The sequence below is a fragment of the Sphaerisporangium melleum genome (assembly GCF_014646695.1).
GTDB classification, from domain to species: Bacteria; Actinomycetota; Actinomycetes; order Streptosporangiales; family Streptosporangiaceae; genus Sphaerisporangium; species Sphaerisporangium melleum.
In genome coordinates this window covers 1-22,938 of sequence record NZ_BMNT01000070.1, presented here as the reverse complement: position 1 = coordinate 22,938, position 22,938 = coordinate 1, and the positions used below count along the sequence as shown (strand labels likewise).

General features: G+C 73.2%; 16 protein-coding genes. 9 read left to right on the top strand and 7 right to left on the bottom strand.

The features are described from left to right. Positions 1–214 precede the first annotated feature (214 nt). The gene (locus IEY93_RS36045) at positions 215–1,228 is read right to left on the bottom strand and encodes a TerC/Alx family metal homeostasis membrane protein (RefSeq protein WP_189167659.1); all 1,014 of its coding nucleotides are present in this window, start codon (positions 1,226–1,228) and stop codon (positions 215–217) included. Positions 1,229–1,463: 235 nt separating this feature from the next. Next, positions 1,464–2,408: a glycosyltransferase gene (locus tag IEY93_RS36040; protein WP_189167658.1), complete on the bottom strand. Its 945-nt coding sequence runs from the start codon at positions 2,406–2,408 to the stop codon at positions 1,464–1,466. A gap of 269 nt (positions 2,409–2,677) precedes the next feature. Here IEY93_RS36040 and IEY93_RS36035 point away from each other — a divergent pair, with 269 nt between their 5' ends. Next, positions 2,678–3,298 (top strand): RNA polymerase sigma factor, encoded by a 621-nt coding sequence (locus tag IEY93_RS36035; RefSeq protein WP_203969098.1) that lies wholly within the window; start codon positions 2,678–2,680, stop codon positions 3,296–3,298. Positions 3,299–3,539: 241 nt separating this feature from the next. Here the strand turns inward: IEY93_RS36035 and IEY93_RS36030 are convergent, their stop codons facing one another. Then, on the bottom strand, positions 3,540–4,745 hold the full coding sequence (locus IEY93_RS36030) for an alpha-hydroxy acid oxidase (RefSeq protein ID WP_203969100.1): 1,206 nt from the start codon (positions 4,743–4,745) through the stop codon (positions 3,540–3,542). 234 nt (positions 4,746–4,979) lie between these two features. On the opposite strand from IEY93_RS36030, the gene IEY93_RS36025 reads away from it, so the two are divergent. From IEY93_RS36025 to IEY93_RS36005, 5 genes are all read left to right on the top strand, one after another. After that, complete coding sequence (locus IEY93_RS36025) at positions 4,980–6,299, top strand: cytochrome P450 (protein WP_189167657.1); 1,320 nt, start codon at positions 4,980–4,982, stop codon at positions 6,297–6,299. Positions 6,300–6,513: 214 nt separating this feature from the next. Next, positions 6,514–6,876 (top strand): early set domain-containing protein, encoded by a 363-nt coding sequence (locus tag IEY93_RS36020; RefSeq protein WP_189167656.1) that lies wholly within the window; start codon positions 6,514–6,516, stop codon positions 6,874–6,876. 331 nt (positions 6,877–7,207) lie between these two features. Then, a complete protein-coding gene (locus IEY93_RS36015; protein ID WP_189167655.1) occupies positions 7,208–8,983 on the top strand; it encodes an IlvD/Edd family dehydratase in 1,776 nt (591 codons plus the stop codon). A 122-nt stretch (positions 8,984–9,105) separates the two neighbouring features. Further along, positions 9,106–10,155, top strand: coding sequence for a LacI family DNA-binding transcriptional regulator (locus tag IEY93_RS36010; RefSeq protein WP_229691758.1), 1,050 nt, complete (start codon positions 9,106–9,108; stop codon positions 10,153–10,155). A 350-nt stretch (positions 10,156–10,505) separates the two neighbouring features. Then, positions 10,506–11,420 carry a fumarylacetoacetate hydrolase family protein gene (locus IEY93_RS36005; RefSeq protein ID WP_189167653.1) on the top strand — a complete coding sequence of 305 codons (915 nt, stop codon included), beginning with the start codon at positions 10,506–10,508 and terminating at the stop codon, positions 11,418–11,420. A 241-nt stretch (positions 11,421–11,661) separates the two neighbouring features. Here the strand turns inward: IEY93_RS36005 and IEY93_RS36000 are convergent, their stop codons facing one another. Together IEY93_RS36000 and IEY93_RS35995 are read right to left on the bottom strand one after the other, a co-directional pair. After that, complete coding sequence (locus IEY93_RS36000; protein WP_189167652.1) at positions 11,662–13,992, bottom strand: beta-xylosidase/alpha-l-arabinosidase; 2,331 nt, start codon at positions 13,990–13,992, stop codon at positions 11,662–11,664. An 81-nt stretch (positions 13,993–14,073) separates the two neighbouring features. Further along, positions 14,074–15,093: an NAD-dependent epimerase/dehydratase family protein gene (locus tag IEY93_RS35995; RefSeq protein WP_189167651.1), complete on the bottom strand. Its 1,020-nt coding sequence runs from the start codon at positions 15,091–15,093 to the stop codon at positions 14,074–14,076. A gap of 359 nt (positions 15,094–15,452) precedes the next feature. Here IEY93_RS35995 and IEY93_RS35990 point away from each other — a divergent pair, with 359 nt between their 5' ends. Next, positions 15,453–16,343, top strand: coding sequence for an NAD-dependent epimerase/dehydratase family protein (locus tag IEY93_RS35990; RefSeq protein WP_203969102.1), 891 nt, complete (start codon positions 15,453–15,455; stop codon positions 16,341–16,343). A 96-nt stretch (positions 16,344–16,439) separates the two neighbouring features. Here IEY93_RS35990 and IEY93_RS35985 read toward each other — a convergent pair whose 3' ends face one another. Then, positions 16,440–19,889: a S8 family serine peptidase gene (locus IEY93_RS35985; RefSeq protein ID WP_189167649.1), complete on the bottom strand. Its 3,450-nt coding sequence runs from the start codon at positions 19,887–19,889 to the stop codon at positions 16,440–16,442. A 178-nt stretch (positions 19,890–20,067) separates the two neighbouring features. Here IEY93_RS35985 and IEY93_RS35980 point away from each other — a divergent pair, with 178 nt between their 5' ends. After that, positions 20,068–21,036 carry a helix-turn-helix transcriptional regulator gene (locus tag IEY93_RS35980; protein WP_189167648.1) on the top strand — a complete coding sequence of 323 codons (969 nt, stop codon included), beginning with the start codon at positions 20,068–20,070 and terminating at the stop codon, positions 21,034–21,036. A gap of 183 nt (positions 21,037–21,219) precedes the next feature. Next, positions 21,220–22,125: a M23 family metallopeptidase gene (locus tag IEY93_RS35975; protein WP_189167647.1), complete on the top strand. Its 906-nt coding sequence runs from the start codon at positions 21,220–21,222 to the stop codon at positions 22,123–22,125. 49 nt (positions 22,126–22,174) lie between these two features. Here the strand turns inward: IEY93_RS35975 and IEY93_RS35970 are convergent. Beyond that, the coding region (locus tag IEY93_RS35970) for a cellulose-binding domain-containing protein (protein ID WP_189167646.1) at positions 22,175–22,938 on the bottom strand (764 nt) is incomplete at its 5' end.

The following is a 22,938-nucleotide window of genomic DNA, read 5'->3' as shown; positions in this document are numbered from 1 at the left end:
CCGAACAACGCCACCGCCAACGGCACCAAGCTGGTCATCTGGGACTGCAACGGCGGAACCAACCAGCGCTGGACCCGCGCCTGACCCACGGCGCACGACCGGCCGGTGATGAGGCCGTGCCGCCCGCCCCGAGCCCCGAGCCCCGGGACGGGCGGCACGGCGGCGCTCACGGCCCACGTCGCGGTGCCCCGCCGGTGACGGCGCCGGCGCGGCGTCACCGGCCGGGCAGGTCCGCGGGGCGGCCGTCACGGCGCTCGGCGCGCAGGCTGGTGATCGTGACGGTGACCAGGACCGCGATGATCACCCCCAGCGAGGCGAGCGTGGGGATCTCCGGCACTCCCGGCCAGATGCCGTGCGCCCAGTGCAGGATGAGCTTGACCCCGATGAAGCCCAGGATGACGCTCAGCCCATGGTCGAGGTGCCGCAGCCTGGTCAGCACCCCCTGCAGGACGAAGTACAGGGCGCGCAGGCCGAGCAGGGCGAAGGCGTTGGTGGCGAAGACCAGGAACGGGTCCTCGGTCACGCCGTACACCGCGGGCACCGAGTCGACGGCGAACACGATGTCGGTGGCGAACACCGCCGCGGCGGCCAGCGCCAGCGGGGTCAGGGCCAGGGCGCCGTCCCGGCGGACGAACAGGCGCGAGCCGTGGTAGTCCTCGGTCACCGGGACCAGCCGCTTGATCAGCCGGACGCTGCGCATGGAGGAGACGTCGAGCTCCTTCTCCCGCCCCCCGATCGCGCCCTTGAGCACCTTCGCGGCGGTCACCAGGAGGATCGCGCCGAACAGCAGGAACACCCAGGTGCCGCTGCGCAGCGCGGTGGCGCCGAGCGCGATGAAGATCGCCCGCAGCACCAGCGCGCCGATGATGCCGTACAGCAGCACCCTGCGGGCCAGCGCCTCCGGCACCGCGAAGGCCGACAGCAGCAGCATGAAGACGAACAGGTTGTCCACCGACAGCGACTTCTCCACCACGTAACCGGTGAAGAACTCCACCGCCGGGGTGGCGCCGAACGCCGCCCACAGGTAGAAGCCGAAGACCAGCGGCAGGACCAGGTAGAAGACCGACCACCCCACAGCTTCGCGCATCGCGACGTCGTGCGGTCGCCGGGTGAGCACGAAGTCCAGCGCGAGCAGCAGCGCCAGAATGCCGATGGCGATCGCCCACAGGGCCGGTGTGGCGATCGTGGTGAGCCCGGCGGTGAGCGGCGGTGCCGTGATGGACGGCATGTGTCCTCCCTCGAACGTGGTGAACCGTTCGAGGTCTCCTTCACCCGCGCCGCGCGGGCGGCCGTCCGGGGACGCGCTGGGACGTCCGTACTGACCGGAAGCGGCTCTTGGGAAGTACTCCCCTCGCCTCCCACAGGGTAGGCCACCCGGTGGGTGCGGTACCAGCCCGCCCGGCGGCGAGTCGTTCACCGCGGCCCTTCCCGCTCGCCGGTGGCGCGCTCGGGCGGGGCGGCCGTCAGCCGAGGTGGACGATCTCGCGCAGGAGGGCGTCCCAGTCGGCCAGGAACCGGGGCAGGCCGTAGCGGGACAGGGCGGCGGCACGGGCCGCTTTGCCGGCCTGGGCCGCGCGCGCGGGGTCGGCGGCGAAGGCCGCCAGGGCGGAGACCAGGGTCGCGACCCGCGTGGAGACCACCCCGGCGTCCGGGGGCACCGCCTCGACCGCCTCGGTCGTCGCCAGGGCGACGACCGGCATGCCGAGCGTCATCGCCTCGATGAGCGACAGCCCGAGCGAGGTCCACCGGTAGGGGTGCAGGTAGACCCGGCGGCGCGCCAGTTCGGCGTGCATCCGCGCCTGCGGCAGGTTCTCGAAGGTGCCGTACGGCAGGCCGGTGACCTTCATGCCGAACAGGTCCAGCGGCGTGACCGCGGCGAAGGCCGGGAGCAGGTCGGTGCCGGCGACGCGGCCGCGGCGCGCCGGCTCGTTGACCACGACGCCCGCCCGTGGCAGCTCGCCGGTGTACAGGTGCCCGGGGTCCACGACGCCGTGCTCGATCACCCGGGTCGGCGCGTGGCCGGAGTCCCAGATCAGCTCGTTGAAGTGCGTGACGTGGACCAGCGGGATGTCGTCGCGGCCCGCCAGATGGTGCCGGGTGCGCGGCACGTCCCCGGCCGGGGTGTTGTGCTCGACGTACACCGCGGGAACGTCCCGGCCCGGGCGGCGGCCCAGCCACGCCTCGGCGAGCTCGGGCTCGTGCGGTCGTTGCAGGACGACGACGTCGACGTCCTCCTCGCGCAGCCGGTCGAAGGGGACCTCGCGCACCGAGTCCGGCCACGGGTACGTGCGCGCGCGGCCGAGCCCGTCCGGGCCCCGGTCGGGGGTGAGCGGCACCAGGCAGTCGTGGCGGCCCTGGACGAACGCCGTGGTCCACGACCCGTGCACGTGCCACAGCAGGATCTTCACGGGACCCCCCTTCGCCGTTCCCCGCCCCGAGTGACCGTTCCCCGGCCGGCCGTGATCATGCCGGAGCCCGGCGGGCGCGAGGGGTGTGGCCGTGGGGAGGAAGCGCGAAGGCGGACGCGATTGACATGACCGGGTCAGTGAGACGTATGGACTTTGTCGGGATTTAACGATGTATTTGACGCGTGGAACATCCATGCGTGGAACGCGCGAGACGCCGGAGGCCGATCACGTCGTTCCCGGAGAGGTCCGCACAGTACGGGAGGCGCGAATTGCCGGTCACCGTGACGCCGGAGCGGCGTCGGAACGGGCACCTCGCCGCCGACCACGCCCTCGACGCGTCGCTGATCGCGGCCATGGCCTCGGGCGACCAGGACGCGACGGCGGCCTTCGTGCGCAGGTACCACGCGCGGGTGTACGGGCTGGCCCTCACCGTGGTGGCCGACCCCGGGCTGGCCGAGGAGGTCGCCCAGGACGCCTTCGTGCGGGTCTGGCGGCACGCGGCCGGCTTCGACCCGCGGCGCGGCAGCCCGGCCGCCTGGCTGCTGACCATCACCAGGAACGTCGCGGTGGACGCCGTCCGGCTCCGCCGCGACCTGCCGATCGAGCCGGACACGCTCGGCGCCCGTCCCTCCCCGTCCGGCGAGGCCGTGGCGGCCGGGGAGCCCGGCTGGGCCGGCGCGGACGGCGACCCGGAGCGGGCCGAGCGGCTGTCGCTGGAACTGCGCGGCCTGCCGCCCGAGCAGAGCCGGCTGCTGGTGCTGGCGGTGTGCTACGGCTTCACCGCCAAGGAGATCGCGGAGCGGGAGGGGATCCCGCTGGGCACGGCGAAGACCCGGATCCGCCGTGGCCTCGCCCGCCTGCGCCGCGCTCTGCGGGCGGACGCGGCCTGACCCGCCACGCCCTCACCTCCCGACCGGCCACGGCTCGGCGGGGCGATCACCCGCCATCTTCGTACCGGCTCCGCGCATCCCGGATGTCAGGCATCTCTTCGCGGTGCCCGCCACAGCCGCAGGGGCCCGCGGGCCGGGCGGCCGGGCAGGGCCCGGCCCCGGCTGCGCCACGCCGGATCCGCTTAGGCGGCGTACTGCTCGCGCTCCTCGGCCAGCAGCGCGTGCGGTTCGGCGTACACGATCACCGCAAGGAGGCGACCTCTTCGACCAGGTCGGCGGTCACCTCGCCGGGAGTGGCGGCGCCGCACAGGGCGAGGGTGCCGGCGAGTTCCCGGCGCAGCAGCGCCAGGACGCGTGCCACGCCGGCCTGACCCCCGACCGCGAGCCCCCACAGCGTGGGCCGGCCGATGGCGACGGCCGCCGCGCCGAGGGCCAGCGCCTTCACCACGTCGGTGCCGCGCCGTATCCCGCCGTCGAGCAGCAGCGGCACCCTGCCGTCCACGGCCTCCGCGACCGGCGCGAGCCGGTCGAGCGAGGCGGGCGTCGTGTCGAGCTGACGGCCACCGTGGTTGGACACGATGATCGCGTCGGCGCCGTGCTCGACCGCCAGACGCGCGTCCCCGGGGTGCAGGACCCCCTTGATCACGATCGGCAGCGAGGTCATCTCCCTGAGCCGGTCGACGTGCCGCCAGGAGATCTCCGGCGACAGCGCGACCTGCCGCACGTGCCCGCCCTCGGCCATGTTGGCGCAGTACATGCCCGGCGGCAGGTCGTGGAAGCCGTGGCGCTCGGCCCGCTCGTTGCGGCCGAGCGCGGGGGAGTCGGCGGTCACGACCAGCGCGCGGCAGCCCGCCGCCTCGGCTCGCCGGACGAGCGACGCGGTGAACTCCAGGTCCGGCTGGATGTAGAGCTGGAACCACAGCCGCGGGCCGCACGCGGCGATCTCCTCGATCGTGACCGTGGAGAGCATCGCGGCGATCATGATGACGCCGGCCTCGGCGGCGGCGCGGGCCGTGGCGCGTTCGGCGTCGGGGTGGGCCAGCCGGTGGAACGCCGTCGGGGCCAGCAGGACGGGCATGGACGCCTCCTGCCCGAGCAGCGTGACCCCGAGCCGGGGCGGCCCCTGGCCGCGCAGGACGCGCGGGATCAGGGCGCGGCGCCGGAACGCGGCCTCGTTGGCGGCAAGCGTGATCTCGTCTGCCGCCCCGCCGGCGAAGTAGTCGTAGAACACCGGGTCGAGCCGCTCCCAGGCGGCCGCTTCGAACTCCCGGAGGTTCACCAGCGCCGCCGGTCTCTCCACCCCGGCCGGACCGGCCGCGACGCTCTCGCCGCCCGCCGTGTCCGTGCGGTCCCCGTGATCGCCCATGCCCGCGCCGAACGCGTCCGCGCCTCGTGCGCGGCCGGCCGGGTCCGTGCCGTTCGGGCGGTCGCCCGTGTCGCCGCTCATGCCCGCGCCCGGCGTTCCTGTGCCCGTGTCAGGGGCGTGCGGGCGCGTGCCGTCCGGGCGGCGGAGAGGGATGCCACGGGCCGTGCGGCCGTGATGATCAGGACAGGATTCATGCCGCTGTATACGAATACCGACGCATCCGAAGATTCACCGTGAATCCCACAAAGCTCTCTTTTTCGTATTACCGGGCGAATCGGCCACCTGGCCGGCCGATCCCCGAGTGATGGGAGAGCCGTGCTCGTACTCGTCTCGCTCGTGCTCCTTCTGGTGAGCCTGCCCTCCTGGCTGCCCGGCGCGGTGGTCGCGCTGCGTGGCAGGGTGTTCGCCAGGGTCAACGGCACCGAGGGCATCACCGTGCCCGGCGACAGGTTCGGCCCCTCGCGCTTCATGGAGCTCTACTCCCACCCCGCCGCCGACGGCCGCAGCCGCGGCGCCGCGCTGTCGGACCTGTTCTGGTACTGGCTCTCGCCCGGCGCGGAGATCCACCAGGAGCACCTGGAACCCGGGCCGCGCTATGACGAGGTCGCCCGCTGCACCCGCCGCGTACTGCGGATGCCGAGCCGGACGGCCGACGGCCTGGCCGCCCGTAGCGTTGCGGCGGCGCTGCCGCCGGACACCGGCCTGGTGCGGCTGCGTGACCTGGTGATGCCGGTCTGGGCGGAGTTCTACTACCGCGTGGTCTTCGACCGGCCCTGCCCGGCGGAGGTCCGCGGCATGATCGTGGCCGCCGCCGACGACGTCGCCACCGCGCTGAAGTGCTGCGGGCTACGGCACATGGGGCGCAGGAACCGGCTCACCGACCATCTCGAACGCGTGCTGGACGAGGTCCCGCACGAGCTTCCCGCGTCCTTCTCCCGCCGGGAGCGGGCGCTCTACCTGCAGGGGACGTTCTTCGTCACCGGCGTCGTGCAGAGCTCGGAGGCGACGGCACACGTGCTGATGACCCTCGCCCGCCATCCGGACATCCAGGAGCGGGCGATCGGCGACGACAAGCTGCTCGCCCACGCCATCGAGGAGACGTTCCGCATGTTCCCGCTGTTCGGCATCGCCCATCGCGTCACCTCGGCCGGCATCACGCTGGGCGATGGGGAGGGCGAGCAGGACGAGACCATCCCCGCGGGCTCGGTGCTGTGTTTCGACTACGTCAAGTACCAGCGCTCCGGATACCCGGATCCCGACCGGTTCGACCCGTTCCGTGACCAGCGCCCGGCGTACATCCCGTTCGGGGTGGCGGCGAACCGCCCCTGCCCCGCCTGGCACCTGGCTCCCCTGACCGTACAGGCCGTGGTCAGGGACCTGCTGAGCCGGTACACGTTCGCGACCAGCGCGGGACACACCCGGTCGATGCCCAACCGCGGCCCCTGCCTGGTGACCCCGCGGGGGGCGGCCCCCTCGCGGCTGCGGCCGCTCGCGCTGGCCGGCCTGCGGGTGCGCGACCGGTGGGAGGACGTCTGGCGCAGCCTCGTCCAGTTCGTCCTCGGCACGTTCATGGTGGTGCACGCCCGCCACCTGCGCCTGTGCGCGCGCCACTTCGCCGCCGGGGAGGGCCGCTGACCGGCGGCGGGTGGGAACCGCGGGTCACCAGGTGACGGCTGTGGCTTTGGGGAACGCTGAGGTTCCGCCCGTCCGTGCCGGGTAGGAGTGCGGCACGGCCGTCCGCCAGGAGGGCCGGTCAACGTCAGTCGCCGTCGTGATGCCGGTGAGAGCTGCGTGCCGCCGACCGTTGCTCGTCCACCGCCTCAACGGTCGCAAGCGCCAGGAGACCGTCATGATCGAACGAGGCAAGCCCACCAAAAGCGGCCTGGTCCAGCTCACTTTCACCGTGCCGGTCGAGGACGTCCCCGGCCCGGTGTCCGTGGTCGGCGACTTCAACGGGTGGGATCCCTACGCCAACCCGATGCCGGTCGAGAACGGCGTTCACCAGGTGAGGATCGCCGTCGGGGCGCACGAGCCGGTGTGCTTCCGCTATCTGGCCGAGGGCGGAGTGTGGTTCGACGACGCGGACGCGGACCACCACGACGAGCGTGGCGGGCACCTCAGAGCCGCGATCCCGGACGGGCCGGCCGCGGCGAACGGCCGCGCCGCCGCCCCGGCCGCGGCCCGGCAGGCCAAGGCCGAATCCGCCCGGTGACCGGGCGGGCACCGGTTTTCCGGCCCATGTAGAGCTGAGTTTCGAGGCGGCGCCGCACCCGGCGCCGCCGTTCATGTGCCACGAATGTCCAGCGTGCGTACGGCATACCGGGGCGGAGCGCGGTGGCAGTCACCGCGCCGCGCCGGGCCGTTTCCTGGTGTTGCGAAACTGTTGACGGATCTGTTCGAGACATTTACGGTTGCACGGATCGTTGTCTGGTCCGGGCACCCGCTCGACCGGTCCGGCGTCCCGCCGGCCTTCACAGCGGGCGTCCGGACAGGAGTCGAGGGGCCGGCGCGCGTCGCGGCGGTCCGGCGCTCATGGAGGTCCGATGGCAGCAGCAGGGGACGGGAACGGCGGCGGCGCCGGAGGGAACGGACAGGCGGGGGAGGGGCGGCGCAGCGCGCACTGGTTCGGGGCGGAGGGCCGCGCCGGCATGCTGTACCGGTCGTGGATGCGGGGCCAGGGTTTCGGCCCGGAGGTCTTCGACGGCCGCCCGGTCATCGGTATCGCGACCACCTGGTCGGAGCTCGCCCCGTGCAACTCTCACCTGCACCGCGTCGCCGAGGCGGTCAAGCGCGGGGTCTGGCAGGCGGGCGGCTTCCCGCTGGAGTTCCCCGTGCTCGCGACCGGCGAGACCCTGATGCGGCCGACGGCGATGCTCTACCGCAACCTGCTCGCCATGGAGGCCGAGGAGCTCATCCGGGCCAACCCGCTGGACGGCGTGGTGCTGCTGTCCGGCTGCGACAAGACCACGCCGGGGCTGCTGATGGGCGCGGCCAGCGTGGACCTGCCCGCGGTGATGGTGACCGGCGGCCCCATGCTCAACGGCAAGTACCGCGGCGGCGACGTCGGCTCGGGCACCCACGTGTGGAAGTTCGAGGCCGAGATCAAGGCCGGCCGGATGTCGGAGCGCGAGGCACAGCTGGCCGAGGGCTGCATGGCCAGGTCCAACGGCCACTGCATGACGATGGGCACCGCCTCGACGATGGCCTGCATGGCCGAGGCGCTCGGCATGCAGCTTCCCGGCTCGGCGGCCTGGCCCGCGGTCGACGCGCGCCGCATGGAGGTCGCCCAGGAGGCGGGCCGGCGGATCTGCGAGATAGTCGAGGAAGGCCTGCGCCCGAGTCGGATCCTCACCCGTGAGGCCTTCGAGAACGCGATCAGGACCAACGCCGCCATCGGCGGCTCCACCAACGCGATCATCCACCTGACCGCGCTGGCCGGGCGGGTGGGCGTCGAGCTCTCCCTGGACGACTTCGACGCCCTGGCCAGGGATGTGCCGACCATCGTCGACCTGATGCCCTCGGGCCGGTTCCTGATGGAGGACTTCTGCTACGCCGGCGGCCTGCCGGTCGTGCTGCGGCAGCTCGACGAGGCCGGGCTGCTGCACTCCGGCGCGCTCACCGTGACCGGCCGGGGCATGGGGGAGAACGTCAAGGAGGCCGTCTGCTGGAACACCGAGGTGATCCGGCCGATGGCCGAGCCGATGCAACCCGCGGGGACGGGCACCGCCGTGCTGCGCGGCAACCTCTGCCCGGACGGCGCGGTGATCAAGCAGTCGGCGGCCTCGCCGGAACTGCTGCGGCACGTGGGCCGGGCGCTGGTGTTCGACTCGCCCGAGCAGTACCACGCGGTGTGCGACGACGACGCGCTCGACGTGACGCCCGGCGACGTCCTGGTGATCAGGGGCGCCGGGCCCAAGGGCTACCCGGGCATGCCGGAGGTGGCGAACGTCCCCCTGCCGGCGAAGCTGCTGCGGGCCGGGGTGTCCGACATGGTGCGGATCAGCGACGGCCGGATGAGCGGCACGGGTTTCGGCACGGTGGTGCTGCACGTCTCGCCCGAGGCGGCCGTCGGCGGCCCGCTGGCGCTGGTGCGCACGGGCGACCGCATCGAGCTGGACGTCCCGGCCCGGCGGCTGGAGCTGCTGGTGCCCGAGGAGGAGCTCGCCCGCCGGCGCGCCGAGTGGCGGCCGCCCGCGGCGCCGGACGACGGCGGGTACCGCTGGCTGTACCGCGAGCACGTCATGCAGGCGGACCAGGGCGTGGACTTCGGGTTCCTGCGCGGGGCACGCGGCCACGACGTGCCCCGAGACTCGCATTGACCACATCGAAGTAGTAAAGGTCTGTTATCCGGGCGAAACGGCCTACTTTCGAACTCCCGGCCCGCCTGGCCCGTACGATGGGGACTGGACAACGAGGCCTAGTTTCGGCGATGGAGCAATTGGTGTCTCACCCGATCGAACGGCGCGTCACCGTCGCCGACATCGCCGCGGAGGCGGGGGTGTCGCGGGCGACGGTGTCCAAGGTGCTCAACGGCCGGTCGGACGTCGCGCCGGCGACCCGCGCCCAGATCGAGGCCATGCTCGCCGAGCGCGGCTACGTCCCGACCACGCGCACCAAGCGGGCCGTCTCCGCCGTCCGGCGCGCCGGGCTGATCCAGATGCTGTTCAACGAGGCGGGCACGGGCACCCCCTGGGCCGCCGAGATGATCCGCGGCGCCGAGGAGGCCGCCCGGGCGGTCCGGGCGGCGGTCGTGGTGTCCGCGCTCGACGACGGGCCCGGGCGCGACCGGCAATGGCTGGAGGACATCGCCGAACGGGCGCCGCGCGGCATCATCCTCGCGCTGTCGGAGCTGTCGGCGGCCGACCACAAGCGCGTCGCGAGGCTGGGCGTGCCGGCGATCCTCGTCGACCCGGTGGGCGACGGCGATCCCGACCTGCCGTCCATCGGCGCCGGCAACTGGGGTGGCGGGCTGGCCGCCACCCGGCACCTCATCGACCTCGGCCACCGGCGCATCGGCCTGATCACCGGCCCCATGCGCTACCTGTGCAACCAGGCGCGGCTGGCCGGCTACCGCGCGGCGCTGGAGCGGGCGGGCATCGCGGCCGACGACCGGCTCGTCGAGCAGGGCGACTTCCACTACTCCTCCGGCCTGCGGCTGGCGCTCCACCTGCTCGACCAGCCCGACCCGCCCACGGCGATCTTCGCGGCCAACGACGAGCAGGCGCTCGGCGTGTACGCCGCGGTCCAGCAGCGCGGCCTGCGCGTGCCCGACGACCTGAGCGTCGTGGGCTTCGACGACGTGCCGATGTCCCAGTGGGTCACGCCGCCGCTGACGACCGTGCGCCAGCCCATCGCCGAGCTGGCCGCCCTGGCCGTGCGCACGCTGCTCGCGCACCAGGACGGCAGCGCGGTGCCCGAGGGGCGCATCGAGCTGTCCACCAAGCTGGTCGTGCGGGGCAGCACCGCGGCACCGGCGCGCCGCCCGGCCTGAGCCCCGCTCGTGGATGGTTTCGAATCGTTCTGACCGAGTTTCGACGATGTCACCCGGGTATCGCCCCCGGACATCGGCGCGGCATACCATTGCGCCCAGCCGCTCGTTCGAAATTCCCCGAAACTCCGTGTGACGCGACACCGGCGAAAGGAGAGGGACCGGTGGCCGAGCCGATCGAAGCACGCGGACCGGACCGCACGCGACGCGCCGGTACGAGGCGGGCCGGACAGGCGGCCTCGGCGAGGGCACAGATCAGGCCGGGCCTCGACCTGCCGGCCGGCCGGGGGGCCATGAGACCGCGGTCACGAGGAAGTCAGGTGAACCATGCAGACCAGGAAGCCAGGTGAACGGTGAACATCATCAGGTACCGGACGCGAGCCTCCCACGAGCCCTTGATCGGCCTGCACGACGGCGAGAGCGTCACCGAGCTGGTGGGCGTCGCCTCGCTCGCCGAGCTGTGGGCGCTGCCGCTGGCCGAGCTGCGCGCCCGGCTGGCGGCCGGTCCGCTCGGCGAGCCGGTGCCGGCCGCCGAGGCCGAGCTGCTCGCGCCGGTGGACGGCCGTACGGAGGTCTGGGCGGCGGGTGTCACCTACGAGATCTCCCGGGAGGCGAGAGTAGAGGAGAGTGAGCAGGCCGCGAGCGTCTACGACCTCGTCTACGACGCCGAGCGGCCCGAGCTGTTCTTCAAGTCCCCCGCGTGGCGCGCCGTCGGCCCCGGCGGGACCCTCTCGACCCGCACCGACTCCACGGTGGACGTGCCCGAGCCCGAGCTGGCCCTGGTGGTCAACCGCCTCGGCGAGATCGTGGGCTACACCGTGTGCAACGACATGTCCTCGCGCAGCATCGAAGGCGAGAACCCGCTCTACCTGCCGCAGGCCAAGATCTTCTTCGGTGCCTGCGGGCTCGGCCCGTGGATCCGCCCGGCCTGGGAGATCGCGGATCCGCACGCGCTGTCGATCGACATGGCGATCCACCGCAACGGCGTGACGGTGTGGCGCGGCGCGGCGAGCACCTCGCGGCTGCGCCGCCGCCTTCCCGACCTGGTGGCGTACCTCATGCGCGGGGACGTGCACCCCGACGGCGTGATCCTGTCCACCGGCACCTGCCTGGTGCCGCCGTTCCCGTTCACCCTCGCCTCCGGCGACGTGATCGAGATCGGGATCGGCGAGGTGGGGGTGCTGCGCAATCCCGTCGCCCGCGGCCTGCCCGATGACGTCCCGGCGGCGGACGCGCCCGGCCGGACCTCGGAGCCCGCCGCCGGCTGACGGTGAGAACGGCCGGCGAGCGGCCGATCGTACGAAGCCGGGGCGGCCCGCGAGACGCGGACCGCCCCGCGACTTCTCCCGCGATGGTGACGGTCGGATGTGCCACGGCCGGGCGTCGGGGCCTGGCCGTTTCCCGGGCCGGATGTGACGCGTGGAGGTGCGGCGGACCGGGCGTCACGCGCGGCCTTGCTCAGCCGGTCGTGACGCCCGGTGTTCTTCCGGTCATGACACCCGGCGTTCCTCAGGCGAGGGTGACGTCCGCCTCCATGGCCCGGTCGAAGCCGACCTCGCGCCGTGGGCCGGTCATGGTGACCGCGATGGTCTCCCGGATGTCGGCGCTGGAGGCCCCGACCAGCACCTGGACCTCACCCGGGTCGACCTGGCGGCGCCAGGACGCCCCGGTGTAGGAGGTCTGGTCGGCGTGCAGCGAGATCGTCACCTCCCTGGTCTGCCCGGGTGCGAGGTCGACCCGGGGCGCGGCGAGCAGCGACCGCACCGGGCGGGCGACCTCGGCCACCGGGTCGTGCAGGTACACCTGCACGACCTCCGACACCGGCCCGGCCGCGTCGTTGCGCAGGGTGACGCGCACGTCGAACGTGCCGTCGGTGGTCCAGGTCCCCGACGGGTCGCCGGTCACCTCCACCCAGGTGGCCGGGGTGTAGGACAGTCCGTGGCCGAACGGGAACAGCGGGGTGGGGTCCACGTTGCTCACCTCGCTGCGCCGGGCCAGCGGCGCGGCGAGATAGGTCGCCGGCTGCCCGCCGCCGTCCGCCGGGAAGCTCACCGGCAGCCGTCCCGCCGGGTCGGCCCTGCCGGACAGGACCTCGGCCAGCGCGCCCGCGCCCTCCTCGCCCGGGAAGAACCCGCACACCACGGCCGCCAGCCGGTCGACCTGCCGGCCCAGCTCGTAGGGACGTCCGACCAGCAGCACGAGCACGACCGGGGTGCCGGTCGCCAGCACGGCCTCCAGCAGTTCCTCCTGGCGGCCGGGCAGGCGCAGGTCGGTCGCGTCGCACCCCTCGCCGGAGGTGCCGCGCCCGAACAGGCCCGCCTCGTCGCCGAGGACGGCCACGCAGACGTCGGCCTCCGCCGCCGCGGCCACGGCCGCCGCGATGCCGGCGTCGTCGCCGCCGAGCACCGGCACGCCCTCCTCGTAGCGCAGGTCGTACCCGGCGGGGTCGCCGCGCAGCGCGTCGAGCAGCGTGGGCACCTCGATGCCGACTCCGACCTCGGGATGGTGCACGCCGACGTGCAGCGGGAAGGAGTAGCAGCCCATCATGGCGTGCGAGGTGTGCGCGCGCGGCCCGACCACGGCCAGCCGCAGGCCGGGGGCCAGCGGCAGCGTCCCGGTGTTGCGCAGCAGCACGACCGATCGGCGGGCCAGCTCGCCGGCCAGGGCGCGCACCGGCGCGTCGTCCAGCACGATCTCGCCGCTCTCCTCCAGCACCGGAGGCTCGGGCGTCCAGTCCTCGTCGAGCAGGCCGAGGCGGCACTTCTGCAGCAGCACGCGGCGCAGCGCCCGGTCCACCAGGGCCACGTCGACCTCGCCCCGCTCGACCGCCTCGACCAGGGGCGGGCCGAAGCAGTTCACCGTGGGCAGTTCGACGTCGATGCCGGCCGTGAGCGCCAGGCGGGCGGCATCGGCGCTCGATCCGGCCACGTTGTGCAGGGTCTGCAGGAAGGCGACGGAGAAGTAGTCGGCCACCACGGTGCCGGTGAAGCCGTAGGTGTCGCGCAGCAGGCCGGTGAGCAACTCCCGGTCGGCGGCGACGGGCATGCCGTCGATGTCGGCGTAGGAGTTCATGACCGAGTCGGCCCCCGCCCGCAGCGCCATCTCGAACGGCGGCAGCAGCACGTCGGCGATCTCGCGGCGGCCCGCGGAGACGGGAGCGAGGTTCCGGCCGCCCTTGGAGGCCGAATAGCCCACGAAGTGCTTCAGCGTCGCGATCACGCCCTGCGACTGCACGCCGCGGACGTAGGCGGCGCCGATCGTGCCCACCAGGAGCGGGTCCTCACCGATCGTCTCCTCGACCCGCCCCCACCGCAGGTCGCGGGTGACGTCCAGCACCGGGGCCAGGCCCTGGTGGACGCCGAGCCGCCGCATGGCCGCACCGATCTGGGCGCCCATGCGCTCGACCAGCTCCGGATCGAAGCTCGCGCCCCAGCACAGCGGGTTGGGGTAGACGCCGGCCGTCCAGGCGGCCAGGCCGGTCAGGATCTCCTCGTGCACCAGCGCCGGAATGCCGAACCGGTTCGCCGCCATGATGCCGTGCTGCGCCTTGGCGAGCGTGGCCGCCCCGGTGGCCACGTCCACCGGCCGGGTGCCGAACGGGCGGGTCAGCTGCCCGATGCCGTTCTTGACCAGTTCGTCCCACTCGACGGGCAGCGCGGCGAACTCGTGCTGGTGCGGCGCCATCTCGCCGTCGCTGTTGTCGATGCCCACCCAGACGCCGAACAACTGGCCGATCTTCTCGGCCGTCGTCATCGCGGCCATGAGGGCCTCGACGCGCTCCTCGGCGGGGACGGTGGCGTCCCGCCACACTTCCCCGGCGGTGCCGGTGTTCTCACCCATGGATGTCACTCCGTTCGTCACTCCAGCCACCCGTCCGCCGGGAGGCGTCGGCCGTCGAGCCCGTCCCCGGGCGCCGCGGCGTCACGGCGCGAGCGGCGCGACCGCCGCGAGGGCGAGCCGGTGCGCTTCGGCGAGCCGGCCGAGCACGGCGTCGGTCTCGGGGTCGGGGCGGGCGTCGCCGGCGGGCGCGGCCCGCCGGTCGCGCAGCCGCCGTGCCCCCTCCGGCCAGGTGATGACCGGCCGGAACGCGGGGACGTACCGCTTGATCTTGGTGTTGTCGAACACCGCGCTGTGCTGCAGGTCGCCGACGATCAGGTCCGACCAGAACCAGTCGGGGGCCACCACCGGCAGGAACTCCGCGGGCAGGTGCAGCAGCCGGGCGGCGACGCCCGACACCTTGGCGACGACGTCGTAGATCTCGTTCCAGGACAGCACCTCGTCGGAGGTGATGTGGAAGTCCTCGCCCACGGCCTGCCAGTTGCCGGCCAGGCCTGCCAGGCCGGTGGCGAAGTCCTCGGCGTGGGTCAGCGTCCACAGGCTGGTGCCGTCGCCCGGCACCACCAGCGGTTCGCCGCGCGCCACCCGGTCCCAGGCCGTCCAGCCGCCGGGCAGCGGCGGCTGGACGTCGTCGTAGGTGTGCGAGGGCCGCACGATGGTGACCGGGAAGCCGCGCTCGTCGTAGGCGCGCATCAGCACGTCCTCGGCGGCGATCTTGTCGCGCGCGTAGGCCAGGTAGGGGTTGCGGCGGGTGGTCGACTCCACGAACGGCACCCGGCGCACCGGCTTGTGGTACACCGACGCGGAGCTGATGTGGATGTACTGGCCGACGCGGCCGTGGAACAGGCGCACCGCCGCGTCGGCGTCCTCGGCGCCGTAGCTCAGGAAGTCGGCCACGCAGTCGAAGGACGCCCCGGCCAGGGCGTCGTGCACCGACGCGAGGTCGCCGACGTCGCCGGTGATGTGGGTGACGCCGTCCGGCAGCGGCCTGCGGGGCGCGGTCCGGCCGCGATTGAGGACGTACACGTCCTGGCCCCGGCGCACCGACTCGGCCACGCAGGCCGAACTGATCGTGCCGGTGCCGCCGATGTAGAGGATCTTCATGCTCGACTCCCGCTGGAAAGGACGGCGATCAGCCCTGGCCCGGCCGCTCGGCGGGGGAGCGTTCGGGAACGATCTGGACCAGCGGCACCGGTGGCTCCTTCAGGAGGAAGGTGGAGGCGAGGGCGCGGCAGAAAATTTCGGAAACTCTCCGAAACACCCGCGGTACGGTGCCAACGTAGAACGGCCGATCGGCCGACGTCAAGAGGGTCTCAGCTGCCGAACGCCCTGGAGAAGAGTGTATTCGCCGAGAAAGGGGCGGCTGGCAATGGGTCTTGTCGCGGCAAAGTTTCGATGAACTTTCGATGCGGGATCGACTACCGTGGACCCTGATCACGGACGATGGGAAGCGAGGCCGGCCAGTGAAGATCGCGGTGACGGGTGCGGGCGGCAAGACCGGGCGCAGCGTGCTGAAGGACCTGCTCGCCCACGGGCATGAGGTGCGCGCGATCGACGTGGCCGGCGCGCCGGGCGACCGCGGCGATCTGGCCGCGCTGGGCGCCCCGCTGCTGCGCGCCGACCTGACCGACTTCGGGGAGACCGTCGAGGCGCTGACCGGCGTCGAGGCGGTCGTCCACCTCGCGGCGATCCCCGCGCCGGGCTACTTCACCGACGCCCGCACGCTGAACGACAACAACGCGATGAACGTCAACGTCTTCCTGGCCGCCGCCAGGATCGGCGCCGGCCGCGTCGTGTGGACCTCCAGCGAGACCACGCTGGGCTTCCCGTTCGGGCCGGACGCCCCGCCGCGCTACCTGCCGGTGGACGAGGAGCACTACCCCATGCCGCGCTCGGCGTACGCGCTGTCGAAGGTGCTCGGCGAGACGATGGCCGAGCACGTCTCGTCCTGGTCGGGCATCCCGTTCGTGGCGTTGCGGCTGTCCAACGTGCACGACCCGGCCGACTACGCCGCGGTGCCCTCCTACTGGAAGGACCCGCTGACGCGGGTGGTCAACCTGTGGGGGTACGTCGACGGCCGCGACGCCGCCCAGGCCTGCAGGAGGGCGCTGTCCGCGCCGGTCACCGGCGCCCGCGCCTACAACATCGCCGCGGCCGACACCCTGATGGACCGGCCCACCGCCGAACTGGTCGCGGAGGTCTTCCCCGGCGTGCCCGTCCGGGGTCCGATCGAGGGGCACCAGGGCCTGGCCCGCACCGACCGGGCGCGGGACGAGCTGGGGTACGTCCCCGAATACTCCTGGCGCGACGTCCTCGGCGCGACCGCGAACCGGCCGCCCGCCACCCCGAGGTAGCCGCCGGGCCGGCGGCGGGCGGCGGGCACGACGCCGACCGGCCGCGGGGTGCGCGCCCCGCGACCGGCCGGCCGTCTTTCCGTCATCGCCGCCGGTTCAGCGGCGGCGCACCGTGAAGGTTCCGGTGAGCGGGCCGAGCTTGACGGTGTAGTCGCCCGCCGCGCCCGCGCGCACCTCGAAGCACACCTGCTCGGCCTTGCCGGGACGCACCTGGACGGTGCGGCGCACCTCGGCGTCGTCGCCGACCAGCAGCACGGCGTCGTACCCGCCGGCCTTCTCACCGACGTTCTTGACCCACGCGCTGATCCGCACCGGCTTGCCGGAACGGGGGCCCTTCGGGGCGATCTCCAGCCCGGTCAGCGCGAAGCGCGGCTCGGGGCCGGGCCTGCGGTCGCGGACGAAGATGTCGGAGTGCCGGTTGGTGTCCCCGAGGGTCAGGTTGGCCGAGGTGCTCTGGAAGGCGACGAACCTTCCGTCACCGCTCACCGAGGGCAGCTCGCTGCTGCCGTCGCCGTCGCCGCCCCTGGGGTCGGTGGAGATCCGCTCGGTGGTGCCGGCGGCCAGGTCGCGCACGTACACGTCGTAGTGGCCGGAGGTCGCCGGGGTGACCAGGTTCTTCGCCGTGCTGTAGAACACCACCGTCCGGCCGTCGCCGCTGACCGAGGGCGCGAACGACCAGTCGTCGCCGGCCGCGCCGTCCGGAGCCGCCGACACCAGCGTGGTCGCCCGCGACTGCCGGTCGTACAGGTAGATCTGCCAGCCGGTGCGCCCGCTGCCGATGAAGACCACCGAGCGCCCGTCCCCGCTGATCTGCGGGCTGAACGGATCGATGCCCTCCGGCGCGGGGATCAGCTCGGTCGTGCCGGCCTGCCGGTCGCGGACGAACAGGTCGCTCCGCTCGTTGGTGTCGCCGTCCACCAGGTCGGCGGCGCCGCTCTCGAACGCGACGTAGCGGCCGTCCGCGCTGATCGACTGCTCCCGCGAGCTCCCGCTCGCCTGGGCGCCGCCGCGCCCGAGCGAGACCCGCTCGGTCGTGCGGGCCTGCCGGTCGCGGACGAACACGTCCGTGCCGCCGTTGGTGTCGCCGGGGACGAGGTTGGTCGCGTCGCTGTTGAAGACGGCGAACCGTCCGTCGGCGCTGAACGACGGAGCCGAGGACAGGCCGTCGGCGAGGGTGCCGTCGGTGGCCACCGAGACCAGCTCGGTCGTCCCGGACCGCCGGTCGCGGACGAAGGCGTCGGTCTGCCCGTTGGTGTCACCGGGCACCAGGTTGGTGGCGCCGCTGCTGAACCCGGCGTACCGGCCGTCGGCGTTGAGCGTCGGCGTCAGCGAGAACGCGTCGGACTGCGTGCCGTCGGAGGCGACCGACACCCGCTCGGTCGCGCCGGTGTGCAGGTCGGTCACGAAGGCGTCGAGGTCGTTGTTGGTGTCGTCCGGGACCAGGGTGGAGGCCGCGCTGGCGAAGGCCACGGCGCTGCCGTCGGCGCTCAGCCGGGGCCACCAGCTGTCGGTGTCGCCCTGCCGGCCCTCCGCGCCCAGCGAGACGCGCTCGGTGGCGGGCGCCCGGGGGAGCGTGATGTCGGCGCGCCCGGAGGAGGACCTGCCCTGGTGGACGCCGACCGCCAGCGGTTCGGAGCGGGACAGGCCCGGGGCCACCGCGGCGACCTGGTAGTCGCCCTCGGGGACGTCGGTGATGGTGTACTTGCCGTTGACGTCGGTGGTGGCGGCGAGGCGGTCGGGCACGGCGAGCACCGTGACCGTGGAGCCGGCCACCGTGATGCCGGTCGGCCCGTAGACGACCTTGCCGGTGATGCCGCCCCGGCGGGTCTGGTCGAGCGCGACGCTCGGCTCGGCGAAGCGGTGCGCCTTGACCTGCACGCGGAGCGTCGAGGAACGGTAACCGAAGCGGGTGAGCGTCAGGTCGTAGGAGCCGGCCGCGACGCGCATCTCGAACCGCCCCTGGGCGTCGGTGGTGACCGTACGGCCTCCGGCGCGGGTGACGGCGACGCCGGCGAGCGGCTTGCGGGTCTTGCCGTCGGTGACGGTGCCCCGGACGCCGCTGTCCAGCGCCGCCTCGGCGACCGCGGCGTAGGCGTCGATCCGGCCGGCGCCGAAGCGGTCGTTGGGCAGTGCGCCGTAGCGCGTGTCGGAGAACGAGGTGCCTTCGAGGATGTCCAGCGCCTCGTCGACGCCCAGGCCCGGACGGGCCTGCATCATCAGCGCGATCGTGCCCGAGACGTGCGGCGTCGCCATCGAGGTGCCGCTCAGCATCGCGTACTCGCCGTCGGGCATGGCCGACAGCACGTCGACGCCGGGCGCCGAGACGTCGGGCACGATGTAGGAGTCGGGCCACTCGGCCGGCGCGCTCACCCAGTCGTCCCGGTTCACGACGCCGCCGCAGGAGAAGTCCGCCACGTCGTCGTTGCCGTCGGTGGCGCCGACCGCCACCGCCTCGTAGATGTTGCCGGGGCTGGCCGATCCGCCGGGCGCGCAGTCGTTGCCGATGGCGAAGGCGGGGAAGGCGCCGGCCCGGTAGATGTTCCTGGCGGGCTCGACCATCTCGTCGGAGTAGCCGTCGCCGCCCAGCGACATGCTGACGACGTTGGCGGGCTTGCCGGCCGGCCGGCCCTGGGCGTCGTACGGTGCGACCGCCCACTCCATGCCGGCGATGACCTGGGCGAGCGAGCCGCGGCCGCCGGGGATCACCAGGCCGGCCATCAGGTCGGCGCCCGGCGCGACGCCGATCTGCGTGCCGGACGCGTCGCCACCGGCGATCGTGCCGGCCACGTGGGTGCCGTGGTAGGCGCTGTCGTGCGGCGTGGAGGGCACCGGACGGCCGTCCGGGCCGAACTCGATCCAGCCGCCCGGGTAGGCCGGGTCGGCGGCGTCGGCGGTGACGAGCTTGCCGGCCAGGTCGGGGTGGGAGATGTCGACGCCGGTGTCGAGCACCGCCACGCGTACGCCGTCACCGGTCAGGCCGCGCTCGCTCCGCACCCGGTCGGCGCCGATCTTGGTGACGCCCCAGGTGGACGCGGCGGCCCGCAGCGCCTTGGCGGACGCCGCCTCGGGCTTGCCCTCGGGGGCCTTGAGCTCGAAGTTGGGGATGACCCGCTCGACCGGCGCCAGCGACGCGATCTGCCGCAGGGTCGCGGGCTTGGCCCGCACGAGCACCATGTTCTTCAGCCAGAACGTGTTGACGACCTCGTCGCCCTGGGACTTCACCAGGCTGACGACCGGCGCCTGCGAGGCCGCGGCCGATTCGGCCAGGTCCTCGCGCACCTCGGCCGGGCCGGTGCTGTCCGGCGCCACCTCGGGGCGGGCGCCGAGCACGACGACCGCCTCCAGGCGGCCGCCGGAGCGCAGGTTGCCGGCGTTCTGCATGCGTTCGACCAGTTCGGGGGCGATCTTTCCCGGTCCGGCGGGCTTCGCCGGGGGACCTGCCGCCTTCGCGGGGTGCGCCGGCAGCACGGCGGCCAGCGATCCGAGGGTGAGCACGGCGGCAAGGACGAGGCGTTGCCCGCGATAGCGCAGGGCGGACGACGTCATGAGGGGACTCCTTCGGCGAAATCGGGCGCGCCCGAGTGATGACCATGAACGCTGGCATCAGTGGACATCTGCTGACAAGCTGGACGGGCGGCGAGTTCCCGCCAGCTGACGCAAAGACGACAGCCAGGCAAGCGCGCCGTTTCCGCGAGGTAACGGCACCGTTTCGGGAGGGTGCGGGGTGCTCGAGGCGATCGGGCTGAGCCAGCAGGACGAGTCGGTGTACGACGCGCTCGTGCGCCGGACGCAGGCGACGCTCACCGAACTGGCGCAGGACTGCCACCTGCCCGCGTCGGCGGTACGCCGGACCCTGCGCACCCTGGTGGACCTGGGCCTGGCCACCCGCTCGACCGGCCGTCCGGTGCGCTACGTCGCCGTCGCGCCGGACAACGGCCTGGAGGCCGTCCTGCGCGAGCGCGAAGCGGGGCTGCGCGATGTGCGCCTGCACATCAGGACGCTGATGGAGATGTACCGGGCGGGCACCCGGTTCGCCCATCCCGGCGAGCTGATCGAGGTGATCTCCGGGCGCGACGAGGTCAACCACCGCTGGGTGCAGATCCAGCAGAACGCCCGGTCCCAGATCCGCGGCTTCGACCGTCCGCCCTACGCCGCGCTGCAGGCGCACACCGAGTCCAACCACACCGAGCTGGCCCTGCTCAAGCGCGGAGTGAAGTACCGCGTCATCTACGACAGGACCTCGCTGGAGCTGCCGGGCTGGCTGGAAGACGTCACGGCCGGGATGCGGCAGGGGGAGCAGGCCAGGATCGCCGCCGACCTGCCCATGAAGCTCGCCATCTGCGACGACCGGCTGGCCATGCTCCCGCTGATGCGGTCCGGCGACGACGTGGTCAGCGCCTCGTACCTGATCCACCCCTCACCGCTGCTGGACGCGCTGGTCGCCCTGTTCGAGGTGTTCTGGGCGCGTAGTGTCCCCGTTCAGCTCACCTCGCCGGCCGCGCAGGAACTGTCGGAGGAGGAGGCCCGGCTCCTCACGCTGCTGGCCTCAGGGGTCACCGACAAGGCGGCCGGTCGCGTGCTCGGCTGGAGTGAGCGCACGGTGCAGCGTCACGTCACCCGGCTCATGCAGCGCGTCGGTGCCCGCACCCGCTTCCAGATCGCCATGGAGGCGACCCGCCGCGGCTGGATCTGACCCGCGCGTCCGGCCGGACGGCCTTCGCCCGTCCGCGAGCCCGGATCGGTCCGGGGCCGGACGTGGCGAACCCCCGCGATTTCATCTGCGCAGGGATTGCTGAAGACAACTTTCAGACATAGGTTCGCGATCGATCCGTCCGATCCCCGCCCACCCCCCGCACCCCTTTCCCGAGAGGTGATCATGCCTGAATCCGGCGGGCCGGCCTGGCCGGCGACCACCCGATCCGCGATCTTCTGCCTGGTGGCCGCCGCCCTCGCGGCGGCATTGCTTCCCCCGGCGGCCTCGGCACAGGGCGCCCACATCCTGGCCCTGTCCCACAAGAGCCCGTTCAACTGCGGCAAGACCTTCTCCGCCAACAACTGGTCCCCCGGCCACAGCCCGTCCGGCGCCATCGACTGGCAGGACTACGGCGGCGACGACATCAACGGCGAGACCGTGCGCGCCACCGCGGCGGGCACCGCGTACTTCAACGACGCGGGAAGCACGAGCTACGGCAAATGGGTGGAGGTGCGGCACGGTGACGGCACCAGCACTCGCTACGCCCACCTTTCCACCATGGTCAAGGCGGCCGGCGGCTCCCTGAGCGTCGGCCAGGGCACCATCATCGGGACCGTCGGCTCGACGGGCGGCTCCACCGCTCCGCACCTGCACTACGAACAGCGGACCGCCACCGGTGCCGTGGACACCAGCCCGACCGTGGAGGGCGTGACCGTTTCCCTGGGGCAGAAGAAGGCCGTCACCAGCACCAACTCCTGCGGCGGCGGCAATCCCTACACCCCCGAGGAGGTCTGCGGCGGCGGATACGCCGTCATCGACTCGGCCGCGCTCACCGGCGGCCGGACCTACCTCCTCTACGACTCCGGCAATGGCGGCAACTGCGTCGTGACGCTGAAGACGGCGAACCTCGGCACGCCGTCACCGGTGTCGGCCTTCCTGGAGCCGCAGGGGGCGAGCAGGACGACCGACTCCGGGTCTTACGGCTACTACGCCGGGCCGGTCAGGCGAGCCGCGGCCGGCCAGTGCGTCAGATGGGGCGGCTCGGTCGGCACCAGCTCCTACACCAGCCCCTTCGAGCACTGCGGATGAGGGTCCGGGGGTGGATCCGCCGGGATCCACCCCCGGTGCCCGTCACCGGTCAGGCGGTGGTGCAGGTCGCGCCGTTGAGGGTGAAGGAGGAGGGTTTGCCGGCGTTGCCGGTGTGGTTGGCCTGGAAGCCGATGTCGAGGGAGGCTCCGGGCGCCAGGGTGCCGTTGTAGCTCATGTTCCTGGCGGTGACCTGTCCGCTTGCGGGGCTGTAGGTGGCGTTCCAGCCGGAGGTGATGGTCTGGCCGGCGGGCAGGGTGAAGGCCAGGGACCAGCCGTTGACGGCGGCGGAGCCGGTGTTGGTGATGGTGAGGTTCTCGGTCAGCCCGGTGTTCCAGGCGTTGACCGTCGCGGTGACCCGGCAGGCGCCCGGCCCGCCCGGCGAGGGGGAGGGAGAAGGCGAGGGCGAGGGGGACGGAGACGGGCTCGGCGACGGGGACGGTGACGGCGACGGGTCGGTCGAGCCGAACTGGGTGAAGAACTTCCAGACTTCGCCGGGGACCCAGGTGAGGGAGCCGCTGTCGCCGGTGCCGCCGTCGCGGGGTGCGGCGATGTGGCCTTCGTCGAAGGCGGCCCAGACGACCGGGTAGCCGGAGCGGCATCCGGAGTAGGTGGTGACGCGGTGGGTGAGGCTGCCCTGGGTGGGTTCGGGGGGGTTCTGGGCGGTGCAGCCGTTGTTGCGGACGAAGCGGTCGCGCATGGAGCGTCCGCCGGAGATGTTCAGGACGCCGTCGCGGATGCCGTGGATGCCCATGTAGGCGATGGGCTGGGTGCCGCCGCTGCAGCCGCTGAGGACGCCGCCGGACTGGACGGCGA

What these genes read in the sequence shown, in the direction of transcription:
- IEY93_RS36030 (WP_203969100.1), bottom strand. Translation starts at nt 4,745, where the DNA reads ATGAGCGGCGACACGGGCGACCGCCCGAACGGCACGGACCCGGCCGGC.
- IEY93_RS35975 (WP_189167647.1), top strand. Translation starts at nt 21,220, where the DNA reads ATGCCTGAATCCGGCGGGCCGGCCTGGCCGGCGACCACCCGATCCGCG.
- IEY93_RS36015 (WP_189167655.1), top strand. Translation starts at nt 7,208, where the DNA reads ATGGCAGCAGCAGGGGACGGGAACGGCGGCGGCGCCGGAGGGAACGGA.
- IEY93_RS35985 (WP_189167649.1), bottom strand. Translation starts at nt 19,889, where the DNA reads ATGACGTCGTCCGCCCTGCGCTATCGCGGGCAACGCCTCGTCCTTGCC.
- IEY93_RS36000 (WP_189167652.1), bottom strand. Translation starts at nt 13,992, where the DNA reads ATGGGTGAGAACACCGGCACCGCCGGGGAAGTGTGGCGGGACGCCACC.
- IEY93_RS36045 (WP_189167659.1), bottom strand. Translation starts at nt 1,228, where the DNA reads ATGCCGTCCATCACGGCACCGCCGCTCACCGCCGGGCTCACCACGATC.
- IEY93_RS36020 (WP_189167656.1), top strand. Translation starts at nt 6,514, where the DNA reads ATGATCGAACGAGGCAAGCCCACCAAAAGCGGCCTGGTCCAGCTCACT.
- IEY93_RS35995 (WP_189167651.1), bottom strand. Translation starts at nt 15,093, where the DNA reads ATGAAGATCCTCTACATCGGCGGCACCGGCACGATCAGTTCGGCCTGC.